This is a genomic window from Lysobacterales bacterium (assembly GCA_016703225.1).
In the GTDB taxonomy this organism is placed as follows: domain Bacteria; phylum Pseudomonadota; class Gammaproteobacteria; order Xanthomonadales; family Ahniellaceae; genus JADKHK01.
In genome coordinates this window covers 1,585,361-1,599,554 of record JADJCM010000001.1, presented here as the reverse complement: position 1 = coordinate 1,599,554, position 14,194 = coordinate 1,585,361, and the positions used below count along the sequence as shown (strand labels likewise).

Annotated in this window: 12 protein-coding genes; 7 read left to right on the top strand and 5 right to left on the bottom strand. The window is 67.7% G+C overall.

Features of this window, described 5'->3' with window-relative positions:
• The first annotated feature begins 86 nt into the window (after positions 1-86).
• Entirely contained in the window at positions 87-872 is a 786-nt protein-coding gene (locus IPG63_06845; protein MBK6726970.1) for a hypothetical protein, read from the top strand.
• A gap of 22 nt (positions 873-894) precedes the next feature.
• The gene (locus IPG63_06840) at positions 895-1,833 is read left to right on the top strand and encodes a hypothetical protein (protein ID MBK6726969.1); all 939 of its coding nucleotides are present in this window, start codon (positions 895-897) and stop codon (positions 1,831-1,833) included.
• Positions 1,834-1,848: 15 nt separating this feature from the next.
• On the opposite strand, the gene IPG63_06835 is transcribed toward IPG63_06840, so the two are convergent.
• Positions 1,849-2,811 carry a patatin-like phospholipase family protein gene (locus IPG63_06835; protein MBK6726968.1) on the bottom strand — a complete coding sequence of 321 codons (963 nt, stop codon included), beginning with the start codon at positions 2,809-2,811 and terminating at the stop codon, positions 1,849-1,851.
• A 91-nt stretch (positions 2,812-2,902) separates the two neighbouring features.
• On the opposite strand from IPG63_06835, the gene IPG63_06830 reads away from it, so the two are divergent.
• On the top strand, positions 2,903-3,553 hold the full coding sequence (locus IPG63_06830; protein ID MBK6726967.1) for a DUF2238 domain-containing protein: 651 nt from the start codon (positions 2,903-2,905) through the stop codon (positions 3,551-3,553).
• Between the two features lie 8 nt (positions 3,554-3,561).
• Positions 3,562-4,566: an Abi family protein gene (locus tag IPG63_06825; protein ID MBK6726966.1), complete on the top strand. Its 1,005-nt coding sequence runs from the start codon at positions 3,562-3,564 to the stop codon at positions 4,564-4,566.
• Positions 4,567-4,738: 172 nt separating this feature from the next.
• On the opposite strand, the gene IPG63_06820 is transcribed toward IPG63_06825, so the two are convergent.
• Positions 4,739-5,431, bottom strand: coding sequence for an alpha/beta hydrolase (locus IPG63_06820; protein ID MBK6726965.1), 693 nt, complete (start codon positions 5,429-5,431; stop codon positions 4,739-4,741).
• 13 nt (positions 5,432-5,444) lie between these two features.
• A complete protein-coding gene (locus tag IPG63_06815) occupies positions 5,445-6,920 on the bottom strand; it encodes an anthranilate synthase component I (GenBank protein ID MBK6726964.1) in 1,476 nt (491 codons plus the stop codon).
• A gap of 98 nt (positions 6,921-7,018) precedes the next feature.
• Here IPG63_06815 and IPG63_06810 point away from each other — a divergent pair, with 98 nt between their 5' ends.
• On the top strand, positions 7,019-7,963 hold the full coding sequence (locus IPG63_06810; protein ID MBK6726963.1) for an RDD family protein: 945 nt from the start codon (positions 7,019-7,021) through the stop codon (positions 7,961-7,963).
• A 5-nt stretch (positions 7,964-7,968) separates the two neighbouring features.
• On the opposite strand, the gene IPG63_06805 is transcribed toward IPG63_06810, so the two are convergent.
• Positions 7,969-9,981 carry a histidine kinase gene (locus IPG63_06805; protein ID MBK6726962.1) on the bottom strand — a complete coding sequence of 671 codons (2,013 nt, stop codon included), beginning with the start codon at positions 9,979-9,981 and terminating at the stop codon, positions 7,969-7,971.
• Positions 9,982-10,098: 117 nt separating this feature from the next.
• Positions 10,099-10,788 (bottom strand): proteobacterial dedicated sortase system response regulator, encoded by a 690-nt coding sequence (gene pdsR / locus IPG63_06800; protein MBK6726961.1) that lies wholly within the window; start codon positions 10,786-10,788, stop codon positions 10,099-10,101.
• Positions 10,789-10,948: 160 nt separating this feature from the next.
• Between pdsR and IPG63_06795 the strand changes: the two genes are divergently transcribed.
• Together IPG63_06795 and IPG63_06790 are read left to right on the top strand one after the other, a co-directional pair.
• Positions 10,949-11,539, top strand: a complete 591-nt coding sequence (locus IPG63_06795) for a sigma-70 family RNA polymerase sigma factor (protein ID MBK6726960.1) — start codon at positions 10,949-10,951, stop codon at positions 11,537-11,539.
• Positions 11,529-14,192, top strand: a complete 2,664-nt coding sequence (locus IPG63_06790) for a serine/threonine protein kinase (protein ID MBK6726959.1) — start codon at positions 11,529-11,531, stop codon at positions 14,190-14,192. Before IPG63_06795 ends, IPG63_06790 begins: the two co-directional genes overlap by 11 nt.
• Positions 14,193-14,194: the final 2 nt, after the last annotated feature.

Sequence of the window (14,194 nt, the reverse complement as noted above, 5' to 3'; positions counted from 1 at the left end):
CAAGGGCGCAGCCGGGGCGAACGGGCTTGTCGCGTGACGGTGGGGCGCGCCTATACTCGGCCCCAGCCACCGGGAGAGCCACGACGATGAAGCGCCTTTGTGCCGTCTTGCTATGCACCGCCGCGGGCCTGGCCCAGGCCGAGAGTACCCTGCCGTTCGGTCGCTCCTGGGCCGGGGACCGCGATCTGCCGAAGCCGTATGGCGTCGGCTTCGATCTGTTTTCGATGGACCAGGGCTACGCGATCCGCTCGCTGGACTTCGAGTTGCCGGGAGCGACGATTGCCGACACCTCGGCGATCCGCGTCGACAACGCGCTGACCCACGTCGATCTCAAGGCCGATGCCTGGCTGTTTCCGTTCATGAACGTGTTCGCGATGGTCGGCAAGGTGCACGCCAACACCAAGGTCGATCTGGGCGCGGTGAGCATCCCGAACGTGCCGGCCGGGCTGCTCGACGAACTGCTCATCCGCTACAGCGGCGAGGTGTACGGCGGCGGGCTCACGCTCGCCTACGGCGGCAAGCACTGGTTCACATCGATCACCGGCACCTACGCCAACACCTCGCTCTCCGGCGACTTCGACAGCAGCGTGCGCACGCGTGCCTGGCAGCCGCGCATTGGCCTGATCGCGGGCGACTGGGTGTTTTGGACCGGCACCATGTTCATCGACATCGAAGAGAGCCACGCCGGCAGAATCGGCCTGCCCTTCCTCGGCGAAGTGCCGTTTGCGGTGGAGCTCGAGAACCAGAACCGCGACAGCGCCGTGTTTGGTCTGCAGCGGCGGCTCGCCGACACCATCGACCTGAACTTCGAGTTCAGCAACTCGGCGCGCAAGAGCACGCTGCTGAACCTCACCTGGCGCTTCGGCGAATAGCGCGGGGCGGCGGCACGCGGCCATGGCCACCGGGCATCGCAGCAGGCTGGTTGCCCGGGCGTTGCTCGGGAGCCTGCTGTGCGCTCCGGTGCTGGCCTACGAGACCGACCCGTTCCAGCACCGTGCCGTCGCCACCGCCGACGCCGGCGCGGTGCTGAACCGCGAAGTCAACCACGCCCTGCGCGATCTGGTCGAACACTGGCACGGGCCGCCGAGCCAGACACGCATGGTCGATGCGATCTACCGGCGCATCGGCGGCTTGCACTGGGTGGACCGGCTCGAACGCTGGGCGATGCGTTCCCCCGAGGTCGAAAAGCTGCCGACGCCACCGCACGACTCGGTGTATGCGCACCAACCGCTGTATGCGGTGCGCGTTGCCGGGCTGTTTGGCATCGGCCCGAGTTTTCGCGTGGCCGGGGTGCTGATCGGCTCCGACAAGCTCGGCCATTTCCTCTCGCAGGGTCGCAAGTTCTGGCGCCGCTGGCAGCGCAGCCACGACGAGGCGGCTGCGGCACGCCAATCCGCATTCACCGAGCGCGCGATCTTTGGTGCCGCGACCACCGGCGTCTACTCGAATGCCGACCTGGTCGCGAACTACGAGGGTCACCGCTTCTACCGCTCGTTGTTCGAGGACGACATCGTTCCCGGCAAGCCGGCGATCCTGGTGCGCAGCGGCGCCGGCTGGCGTATCCAGCGCGAGTTCGATTTCGCCGATCACGTGAATCCATGGTGGGACGAGGCGCTCAACCCGAATGCCTACGATCGCCTGCTGGCACCGTCGATGCGCCGCCGGCTGCACACGTTCTGCCCGCAAGTGGCCGATGCCCCGGCCATCTGGGAGGTGCTGCCGGAGACTGACCAGGCCTTGGCGGCGCGCTACGCCATGCTGGGCCTGCGCGATCGCCGCGACTGGCGCATGGTTTCGCTGTGTGCGGCGGCTCCGGCCGCGTCCCAAGGTTGAGACCGGCGCGCCGCTTCAGCGCTGCAGGAATTGGCGCTCGACCTTGCGCAGGATCGGTTCGGCCACGGTTTGCCCGGCGAGCCCGATCAGGACGCGCGTAGCCTGGTCGGTGGCGATGTCGATACCGAGTTCGGCGCCGATCGGCCAGTCGGCATCGAGATGGAGGTAGCGATCGCGCAGGCGGTCTTCCATCATCGCCTGCACGTGTTGCTGCTGCACCGAGATCAAGGTCAGGATCAAACGGCCGTCGGAGAGCCAGTCGACGGCGCCATCGGATTCATCGGCGGCGTCTGCCGGCCGATAGTTCGCCGTGCCGGTGCCGAGCGAGAGCATGCGGATGCGCGACTCGTCCACGCCCATGAAGTGCGTCGCCTCATGCAGGGCCACCTGGTCGGGTGCCACGGCAAACAAGCCGCCATCCGCGTACAGCGCGTCGCCGATGCGCACCGAAGGAAAGTAGGCCGGCGCCGCCGAAGTCGCCATCGCGACATGCGCCGCGCGCACCTCCTCGTCGCCGCGCGATGCGTCCACGTGCGGCGTCTTGAAGATCTTGGTGCGGCTGCGCGTGACATCGACTGCGGGCACCACGATGGGATGCAACGCATCGGCCAGCGTGCGCTTGCCCAGATGCACGGCCAAGGCCTTGGCCAGTGCCACGCCGTTGTATTTCGGGCCGAGCACGGCGCGGCTCAGGTCACGCAGCTTGGCCACCGCATTGCTCGGCAGCCCGCGCGCCGAGAAGATCTTCTGGCCGTGCTCCAGGAACAGGTCCTTGAGCCTGGTCATCGGAATCTCGTAAGCGAGTGCCAGCGCGAGGATGCCGCCGACCGAGGTGCCGGCGATCAGGTCGAAGCGGCGCCCCAGCGGTTCCCCCGCGCACTCCTCGAGTTCGGCCAGCACGCAGGCGGTGTACAGGCCGAGGTAGCCGCCACCGGCCAGCGCCAGGATGCGAAACGGCGGTTGCGCAGCGTCGGCCATGCATGGGTCCTCGGAAAGCCCGGGGCCGAGACTAGCTCAGCCCCGGCGGCGCGGACACGGCTTACACTCGAACGGACTGCGGAGCTCCGGCATGACCGACCACCCGACCGCTTCCACTGCGCCCTCGTCGCGTTATCCGCTGACCTTGCTGGGCGTGTTCCTGGCCTGGTGGACGCTGCTCGCCATCGCGCCCTGGTACCGGCAGGACTGGCTGCTGGAGAACCTGCTGGTCTTCATCGCCGTGCCGCTGCTTGTCTGGAGTTACCGCCGCATGCGCTTCTCGAACCTGGCCTACACGCTCTTGTTCGTGTTCTTCTGCCTGCACGAGATAGGCGCCCACTACACCTATGCCGAAGTGCCCTGGAGCAGTTGGCTGAAGTCGCTCACCGGCTGGGACGCGATGGATGCGCTCGGCATGAGCCGCAACCACTACGACCGCGTCATCCACTTCAGCTACGGCCTGCTGGTCGTGCCCGCCGTCGCCGAACTGCTCGAAGCCCGCGGCCCGCTGCGCAGCTGGTGGCGCAACCTGGTCCCGATCCTATTCATCATGTCCAACTCGGAACTGTTCGAGATGATCGAATGGCAGGCCGCCGAAATCTTCGGCGGCGAACTCGGCCAAGCCTACCTCGGCACCCAGGGCGACATCTGGGACGCGCAGAAGGACTCGGCGATGGCGATGATCGGGGCGGTGGTGGGGCTGTGGGCGTATCGTTGGCGACCACTTCGGCAGAAGACTTGAGCCCATCGATGGCTGGAATCGATGGCTGGAAATTGCGTCAGCTCCACGTCGCCTCTAGACTGCGCCCCAACATACCCGCCACGCTTAGCCCTGCCTCGGCAGGTGATGCGCATAATTGGCGGGTTTTTCATTTCTGGACGATGAGATACGACAAGCCGGCACTGACGTTCGACGAACAGCTCGCGCTGCTTCAACAGCGCGGCCTGCATGTGCCCGATACTGCGCGGGCTCGTCACTGGCTTCAGCGGGTCAGCTACTACCGGCTGAGCGCCTATTTCCTTCCGTTCAAGCACGGCGAACTGTTCCGCGCCGGAACCGATTTCGATGATGTCGCCGGGCTGTACGTCTTCGACCGCAAACTCCGGCTGCTTGTACTCGACGCGATCGAACGCATCGAAGTCGCCATGCGCACTGCCGTGACCTACGAGGTTGGGCATCGATTCGGTGCATTCGGCCACACCGATCCGGCGAATTTCTCACCGCACTTCGAGCACACGAAGTTCATGATCGAACTCGATACGGAAGAGCGTCGCGCCCGTGAAACTTTCGCCGCCCACTTCCGAAGCAAGTACCGATCCGAGACGCACCTCCCGGTCTGGATGGCCACCGAATTGCTTTCCTTCGGCACGATCTCGCAACTCTACGCATCACTCTCACCGGACATCAAGCGGGCAATAGCCGGCGAGTACGGCGTGCCCGATCTGCACTTCGCGAGTTGGCTGCATACGCTCAGTTACACGCGCAATCTGTGCGCACACCACAAGCGCCTGTGGAGCCGCCAGTTCGCGATTCGACCGAAGCTACCCTCACGTTCGCGGCTTTGGCCGCACGAAATTCCCGATAGCGGAAAGGTCTACGCGGTACTGCTGATCGTTCGCCACATGCTCAGGACCGTCGCGCCCAGATGCCATTGGCGCGATCGGCTCCTCGCCTTGATCGATGACCACGCAGCCGTGCCGATCGCTGCGATGGGCATGCCGAAGGATTGGCGCGGCACGGCGATCTGGCGGTGAGTCGACTCGGCGCGGGTCGATCGGCCGACGATGTGCACAGGCCGTTGCTCGCACGCGATGCAAGGCGCGACGATCTGGGTGTCATGCATGCGCCAGCCGGGGCGGCGCGCGAAATGGGCGCCCGGCCCCAGACGTCGTCTGCAGCGCTGCAGGAGGCGTCGAAACCGTCGCGCTAGTCAGTCAGCGGCGAAGCAAAGGCCAGCACCGCTTCGGCGGCTGCACGCGGTTGCACTTGCAGCAGGAAATGCGGTGCGTCCAGGTCCTGGATCTGCGGCTGCGGCAGCGCCGCCGCAATGCCGAGCGACGCGGCGCGCCGAATCAGGCGATCGTCGGTCGCCCGCAAGTACAGCGTGGGCACTTGGATGGACGCCAACAGCGGGCGAGCGTCGATCGCAAGCGACTCGGCGAGACGCCGCCTCAACACGGCTGGCGGAGCTTGATCGAGCACCGCTGCGACATCTCTGCGCAGCTCCGACGTCACATGGCGCCCGAGCAGCATCCACTCGACCAGTGTTTCCGGCACACGCCAAGCGGGCGCTGCGCGCGCCAAGTGTCGCATCCAGCGCGCGTAGGGAAATGGCAAGCGCGCAAAAGTGCAGCACAACACCAGCCCCGCGAGCCCGAGCGGTTTCGAGGCAGCAATCGATATTCCGATGGGGCCCGAGAACGATTCGGCCAGCAGCACGTAACGACGATCAACTGGCAGAGCCGCGCGCGCGACCGCTTCCAGTTCGCCATATCCGAGCGACGCATCGCTTGGATAGCTCACCACGGTGATCTGATGGTCGGCGCCAAGCGCGGCGACGAAGGCGTCGAACAACTTGCCGGTTCCGTCCATTCCCGGAAGCAGGACGAACGCTGTCACCGCGGCCGTCTCCTCACAGTCCTGATGCCGCCTGCGCCACCGCGCGGAACAGGGCGCGGCCTTTGTTCATGGTTTCGTCCCATTCCTTCTCGGGGTCGGAGTCGTGGACGATGCCGGCGCCGGCCTGGACGTGGAGTTGACCGTCCTGGATCACCGCGGTGCGGATGGCGATGGCGGTGTCGGCGTCGCCCCACCAGCCGACGTAACCGACTGCGCCCGAGTAGATGCCGCGCTTGATCGGCTCCAGGTCCTGGATGATTTCGAGTGCGCGGATCTTGGGCGCACCGCTGACGGTGCCAGCCGGGAACGTGGCCTTGAGTACGTCGGCGAACTGGAGGCCGGCGGCGAGCTTGCCCTGCACTTCCGAGACGATGTGCATCACGTGCGAATAACGCTCGATCACGAAGCGCTCGGGCACGCGCACGCTGCCAGCCTCGGCGACGCGGCCGACATCGTTGCGGCCGAGGTCGATCAGCATCAGGTGCTCGGCACGTTCCTTGGGATCGGCCAGCAGTTCCGCTTCCAGCGCGTGGTCCTGTTCCGGCGTGCGCCCGCGCGGGCGCGTGCCCGCGATCGGACGCACCGTGACCTGGCCATCCTGCAGGCGCACCAGAATCTCCGGCGAGGAGCCGACGATCTGGCGTTCGCCGAGGTCGAGGAAATACATGTACGGCGATGGATTCAGCGCACGCAATGCGCGATAGACATCGACCGGGCGCGCGCGGAACGGCACCGTCAGCCGCTGCGACAACACCACCTGGAAGATGTCGCCGGCGCGAATGAATTCCTTGGACTGCTCGACCGCGGCGATGAAGCCTTCGCGGGTGAAGCCGGAGATGAAATCGGCTTCGCTCAAGCTGGTCGGGTCCAGCACTTCCGGATAGCTCGGCCCGGAACGGCGCAGCCGGAACACCAGCTCATCCAGGCGTCGCTGCGCGCGCGCATAGGCTCGCGCCTCGTTCGGGTCGGCGTGCACGATCAGGTACAGCCGCCCCTTGAGGTTGTCGAACACCGCGACTTCCTCGCTCAACATCAGCAGCACGTCGGGTGCACCGATCGGATCGGGCTTGTCGTCGCGCGCGAGCTTGGCCTCGACATAGCGGATGGTGTCGAAACCCCAGTAGCCGACCAGGCCGCCGGTGAAGGCGGGCAGGTCCGGCAGCTTCGGCACCTGGAACGATTCGCGGATCGCATCGAGCGTCGCGAGCGGATCGGCGAGTTCGCGCTCTTCGACCACCTCGCCGAACTGCGCGATCGACAAGCGATGGCCGCGCAACGTGTACGTGGTCTTCGCCGGCAGACCGATGATCGAATAGCGACCCCAGTTCTCGCCGCCCTCGACCGACTCGAACAGGTAGGTGTGCGGCCCGTCGGCGAGCTTCAGGTACACCGACAGCGGCGTGTCGAGGTCGGAGAACACCTCGCGCACGATCGGGATGCGGTTGAAGCCTTGCGCGGCGAGCGCATTGAATTCGTCCTGCGTGAGCATCGGCAAGGTCCAGTGGAGCGCTCGATTATTGCGGTGCGACAAGGCTGCCGCCAAGTGATCCCGCGGCATGACAGAATCCGGCCGCAACAGGAGCCTGCATGAGCGACGTCTGGTACGTGGCCGAACCCGATGGCACGACTTCCGGCCCGATGACCCGGGACGAGGTGGTGCGCGCCGCCGGCCGTGGCGATTTCGGGAGCGATGCGCTGGCCTGGCACGTCGACTTGGGCGAGTGGTTGCCACTGTCACGCATCCTGCTGCGCTTCGGCCGTGCTACCCAGGAAGCACCGAGTGCGACCCAGATGGCCAAGGCGCAGCGGCGCGAAGACCGCAGCAAGCAACGCGAATTGCCGCCATCGCAGCGGACCGACGCCTTGCCGAAGACCACGGCCGACGAGCGCAAGCGCCGCGTCGCGACGCCACCTCGGCCGCAGCCACCGGCCCTGCCCGGCGCGCGTGGCAACGCGCGCAACGAACGCCCGCGCGCCGCCGCCGCTGCCGAGGAGTCCGGTCGAAAACTGCTGCAACTCGGTAAGCGGCTGCTCGCACGCTATGTCGATGTGATGTCGCTCGGCCTCGGTGCTGCTGCGGCCTGGTGGGCGAGCACCGAGGGTGCCAAGGGTCCCGAGACATTGGCCACACCGCAATTCTGGGTCCTGCTGTGGTTGGCCTGCGTTGCCTACTTCGTGATCGAGTCGGTGCTGGTCGGCGTGTTCGGCACCACGCCCGGCAAGTACCTGCTCGGGCTACGCCTGCGCGACGAACGCGGTCAGGCTCCCGGCATTCCGCGCGCGCTGCGGCGCAGCTTCAGCGTGCTCGGGCGCGGACTCGGCTTCGGCCTGCCCTTCATCGCGCCATTCGCGATCCTGATCGCCGGCGCACAGACCCTGAACAAGGGCAGCGCACCCTGGGACGAAGGCCTGGTGATCGAAGACGAATCGGTGGCCTCGCGCTGGCAGCTGATCGCGTTCATCGTGATCGCGCTGTGGATCGCCGCCGCCAACGGCTGGTGGCTGCAATTGCTGCAGTCGCTACCCGACTGAGTTTTTCATCGCGGCATGCCTTTCAGCCGCAGGCGGAATTCGACGCCGGCTTCGGCCGGCAGGTTGTAGGCGAGTGCGCTGCCGTCGTGGGCTTCGGCGATCAGGCGCACGATGTACAGGCCGAGGCCAAGGTGCGGTACTTCGCCGGCGGCGCGCAGCGAACCGGCGTCGCGCATCGAGACCAGCGAGTCGAACAGACGCTCCTGCATTTTCGCCGGCAGCGGCGGACCGGAATTGGCGACACCGATCTCGGCGCCCTCGGCATCGAGCACGAGCTTGATGCGAATCCAGCCGCCCTCGGGCGTGAAGCCCTTGGCGTTGTCGAACAACTTGTCCAACGCCTGCGCGATCAGGTCGGGCGCGCCATGCAGGCGGATTGGCGACTCCGGCAGCATCACGTGCAACTGGCGGTTGCCGGCGATGCCACGATAGGACTCGGCGCAACCGCGCACGACGCCGGTGAGATCGAAGTCCTCGGCTTCGGCGGCCTGGATCGCCTTCTCCATGCGGCTGGCTTCGGCCATCGTGCGCAGAATGCCCCACAGGCGATCGGCGCCGGCGCGGGCACGATCGGCATAGACGCGCGCCTCCGGCGGCAGCGGTTCGTGATCGAGGTTGTCGAGCGAGGAACGCACGATCGCCAGCGGCGTGTTCAACTCGTGCGAGAGCTTGCTCGCCAGCGTGCGCAGGTATTCGTTGTAGCCGCCGATCTCGTCGAGCAGGCGCGCGAAACTGCGCGACAGGTCGCCGACTTCGTCCACTGCCTTCAGGTGCGGCAACTTGGGATCGAGCCGACCGTCCGGTCGCAGCGCGCGTTCGGTGGCATTGCGCAGACGGCGGATGCGGAACGAGAGCACGCCGGCGAAACCAAACAGCACGAAGCTCGCAACCAGCACTGCGATCAGGCTTGCCGCCATCAGCTTGGCGACGGCGTCGTTGGCGATCACCAGCAACGCGTCGCTCGATTGCTCCAGCACCAGCGCGCCACGCGTGGCGCCGCCCCAACGCAGGGGCACCACGGCGGCGACGATGACGGTGCGTTCGTTGTTCGATGGCCGCCAGACACTCGCCTCGATCCCGGAAAGGGCCTGCCAGACTTCATCGACGTTGAGTTCTTCGAGATCCCAGGCGTAGTCGCTGGCATCAACCAGCGGCGGTGCCAGCAGCGCGCGATAGATCCACGAGTTCGGCCACGGCGTGCGCGCCTGGATGTCGCCGACCTCAAGCTTGCCCGCCTTGCCGAGCACATGCGCATCGGCGGCGAGCACACGCAGGCGCGCTCCGGGCGGCACCAGCGGCTGCAGCGCGCGGGTGAAGCCGGAATCGCTGAGCCAGAGCACGAGCGAGGCTTCGCCGCGTCCGGGATCGCCAAGCACCGGCAGAGTGCGAGTGGTATGCGACTGGTCGGTATCCACGACGTCCGCTGCCAGCGTCATGCCGTCGCGTGGCAGGAACAGCGAAAACTCGATGCGATAGCCGTCCGTGGTTTCGGCCCATTCGCCTTGCAGCGCCGGCGCATCGGCGGCGTCGGCCTGCACTTGCAAGGGTCCCGGAGCAGCATTGCCGAGCTGGTAGCGAAAGCGGCGTGCGCCCCCGCCCAAGTGCAATTCAATGTGGTCGTAGGCGCCGGCGACCAGAGCGTCGGGATCGGCGCGCATCCGACTGCGGTCCTGCACCTCGATCAGTCCGTAGAGCACGCTCGCGCGCGCCGCGAGGTGCACCCGAGAGACCGGGCCCACACTCGGCCACGGCTGCAACGCCGCGCTTTGCCAGTCGTCCGCGCTGCCGTCGAGCAGCAACACCGGCGGCGCTTCTGGCAGCACCGCGACGCGCCCTGCCGCCGGCAATTCCGGCGCGGTCGCGACGAAGGCCTGCGCCAGCGCGCGCGCCGAGGAAAGCTGCGCGCGTTCCTGGCCTTCGCGCAGCAGCAACTCCATCTGCTTGATGAACTGGAAGCCCGCCCACGGCAGCAGCAAGGCCACCAGGGCGATCAGTATCAGTTTGAGGCGCAGCGTCATGGCCGGGTCAGTCTAGTGGGAGAAAGCATCGCGGCTTGGAAGCCGCTCCCACTATTTCTCCGAACAACGCTTGAGGGGCGACAGTGGGAGCGGCTTCCAAGCCGCGATGCCGAAACCTCAAGCCCGCCAGCGATAACCGGCTCCATGCATGGTCTCGATCTCGTCGAAGTTCGCATCGATGGCGATGAACTTCTTGCGGATGCGCTTGATGTGCGAGGTGATGGTGGCGTCGTCGACCACCACCTGGGCGTCACGCATCAGTGCATCGCGCGACTTCACGTGGCCGGGATGGCGCACCATGGTGTGCACCATCCAGAACTCGGTCACCGTCAGCGGCACCTCGACGTCCTTCCAGGTCACGCGCATGCGCTCGGGCTGCAGCGACAGGTCGCCATTCTTCAGCGTCGCCTCGGCGCCCTGCGGCCGGCGCAGTGCATCGACGCGGCGGAACAGGGTGTTGATGCGCGCGGTCAGGTGCGGCAGCGACACGTCCTTGGTCAGGTAATCGTCGGCGCCGAGACGCAGGCCGGAGATGATGTCGAAATCGGAATCGCGCGCAGTCAGGAAAATGATCGGCAACGTCGCCGATTTCTGCCGCAGTTCGCGGCAGAGTTCGAAGCCGCCCTCGGGCTCGTCGCCGAGGCCGATGTCGATCAGCACCAGATCCGGCAGGCGGATGTCGAAGCCGCTGCTCGCATCCGGACGTGAGGAATAGGTCTGCACCTCGAAGCCGAGTCGGCGCAATGCGTCCGAGTAGTTTGCGCGGATGGCGGGTTCGTCTTCGACGATGGCGATCTGTCGGGCCATGGGGATGTCCTGCTTGGGTGAGCCCAGCTTACGCGGCACGCGACCCGACACAACGCCCGCCACCACCCTGCCCCGGATTTGCCCGAAGGCGGTCGCAACGGCGCCGCCGCGCGACCCGCACTGGTACGCTGCCGCCCTGGTTGCCAGCCACGACCTTCCGATGGACGAGCCGAAACCTCCCTCCGGCCAGACCACCGCGCTGCTGCTTGCACGCCTGCGTGCCGGCGAGCGCGATGCTGCGGAACTGCTGCTGCGCCGTGTCGAGCCGCTGCTGCGGCGCTGGGCACACGGACGCCTGCCGCCGCAGTTGCGCGATGCCAACGACACCGCCGACCTGGTGCAGGTGGCGCTGATGCGCGTGCTGGCGCGCATCGATCGCTTCGACCCGGCGCATGCCGGCGCGTTCTACGCCTATCTGCGCCAGACCCTGCTGAACGCGCTGCGCGACGCCCTGCGCGAACGCCGCCTGCAGCCCGAGCGCGACGACGAAGCCGTGCTGGAGTTGCTGCCTGCGGCTTCGGGTTCGGCGCTGGAGACCGCGCTCGGTCGCGAGGGCGCGATCGCCTACGAGCAGGCGCTGCAGCGACTGCCGCCGCACCACCAGGCACTGGTGGTGATGCGCTTCGAGTTCGGCATGAGCTTTCCCGAGATTGGTGCCGAGCTCGACGAGTCCGCGGACGGCGTGCGCATCAAGCTGCAGCGCGTGCTGAAAAAGATGTCCGACCTGCTGCACGATGCCGATGCCGACTGAGCCGAAACCGGACGCGGCGGCGGATGCGCTGTTCGCACGCATCGCCGACCGCGAAGCCATCGATCGCGACGCGCTCGCGGCAGGCGCCGATCCGGCGCTGGCCAGCGCCCTGGAGCTGGCGCGACTGCTCGACGGCGTCGCCCGCACTGCCGCAGACCCGGCACCACCACCGCGTCGCGCCAGCTCGGGCAAGGACACGCGCGTCGGTCCATATCGACTGCTGCGCCTGCTCGGCGAGGGCGGCATGGGCGAGGTCTGGCTCGGCGAGCGCTGCGATGGCCAGATCGAGCAGCGCGTGGCGATCAAACGCGTGCGCGGCGTGGCGCGGCTGTCGATGCTGCGCCACCTGCTGCGCGAGCGCCGCATCCTGGCGCGGCTCAGCCATCCGAACATCGCTCACTTTCTCGGTGCCGACATCGATGCCGAGGGCGAGCCCTATCTGGTGCTCGAATACGTCGAAGGCGTGGCACTTGACTGCTATTGCCGAGAACGCCAGCTGTCGCTGACCGAACGTCTGCGGCTGATGCTCGCGGTCTGCGATGCGGTGGCGCACGCGCATCGGCATCTGGTCGTGCATCGAGATCTCAAGCCGGCCAACGTGCTGGTGACCGCGGAAGGCATCCCGAAGTTGCTCGACTTCGGCATCGCGCGCCTGCTCGAAGACAGCGGTGCTGCGACCCACACCGGGCTCGCCGCGATGACGCCGCGCTACGCCGCGCCCGAGCAGTTCGCCGGCGACGAGGTAACGCCCGCGATCGACCAGTACGCGCTCGGCCTGATGCTGTACGAACTTCTCAGCGGCGCGCTGCCCGCGGAGCGCCAGGACGGCAACCTGGTGCGCATCGCCGCCGCGCTCGAATCCGGCGACCCGCCGCCGGCGAGCAGCGCGATGAAGACCGATGCGGTGCAGGCGAACGAGGTGCGTGGGGATTTGGACGCGATCATTGCCCGCTGCCTGCGCCGTGATCCGCTGACGCGCTACGCCAGCGTCGCCGAACTGTCCGCGGACCTGCGCCGTCACCTCGCCGGCGAGGCGGTGCTCGCACGCGGCGACGCGCTCGTCTATCGCCTGCGCCGCTTCGTCTCGCGCCATCGCCTGGCGTTTCTCGGCGTCGGCCTGGCGCTGACCGCGATCGTCGCGGCGCTGCTCGGTGCCCTGGACCAGGCGCGTCGTGCACAACGCGAAGCCGCGGCTGCGGTGGCGGCGCGCGACGGTGCCGAGGCGGTCAACCGGTTTCTGACCGACCTGCTCGCGGCTCCGGCCGATGCCCATCGTGGTGCCGACACCCGCGTCGCCGACGTGCTCGGCGCCGCGTCCGCGCGTCTCGCCCGCGACGACTCGCTGAACCTGGCGCAACGCATCGCGATCCACGGCGTGCTCGCGCGCGGCTTCGACTCGCTCGGACAGGTCGACCGCGCCATCGCCGAGGCCGAGGCCGGACTGGCGCTGGCCGTGGACAAGCGCGAGTTCCGTGGCCAGCGGCTGGGGTTGTGGGAGCTGATCAGCAGGATTGAGTCGCTGCGCTGTCGCGCCGAGCCCGCAGCCGCCGCGATCGCCGCACTGCAGCGCGAAGCCGCCGCCGCGACCACCATCGAGCCCGCGGCCGATGCGCTGGTCGCGCGCGCACTCCTGGCCCATTGCAGCGGCGACCACCCGGCCCAGCTTGCGGCTGCGAACCAGGCACTGGCGCTGCTAGGCGCCGCACGCGAACCGTTCGACACCTACGCGGCCGCAACCGAGCAGGCCGCCCGCGCCGAGTTTTCCGGCGGCGAAACCGTGGCCGCCGAGCGACGCCTGCGGGACGTACTCGCACAGTGGCCGGATCAGCCACGACTGCTGCTGTTCCAGGTGTCGCTGCGGCACCTGCTGCTGCAGGTGGTGGCGGCACGCGGAGAACTGGGCGAGGCCGAGGCAATGGCACGCCAGAACCTGGCACTGCTCGCTCCACGCCACGGCGTGCTCCCGCATCCGACCCTGATCGCCACGCGCAGTGCGCTCGCAGCCATCCTCTACGACCGTGGCGACTACGCTGCGGCCTTGACCGAGGGCGACGCCGCCCTCGCTGACGCACGTGCGCTGCACGGCCAGAATTCCGAGGAGGCGCTGACCATTCTCGCCAACCGCGCCAACGTGCTGAAGGCGCTCGGACGCTTCGATGAAGCCGAGGCCGACTATCGCGGCGTGATCGCCGCACTGGCGCAAATCGAGTCCAGACCGGGCGGCGTCGAGACGCGGCTGATCAACGCCTTCAACCTGCTGGAGCTGCTCAACGAGCGCGGACGTTTCGACGCGGCGAAGGGGCATGGCGAGGCCCTGCTCGCCGAAGCCGAACGGGTGCTCGGTAGCGAGCACATCATCACGCTCGAAACCCGCGACGCGCTCGGGGTCACCGCGTATGGCCGCGGCGATGTCGAAAGCGCAGAGGCGCTGCACCGCGCCGCGCTCGCCGGCAAGCGCAGGGCGCTGGGCGAGGAATCCCCGTACACCGCCAGCACCCACCTGCGCCTAGGCCTCGCCCTCGCCGCGCGCGGTCGCCACGTCGAAGCGCGCAGCGAAGTCGAAGCCGCACTCGCCACCCGCCGCAAGGTGCTCGGCCCCGACCACCCGGACACGCTTGCTGCTGCAGCCGCGCTGGCGCAACTGCAGCGGTAGCG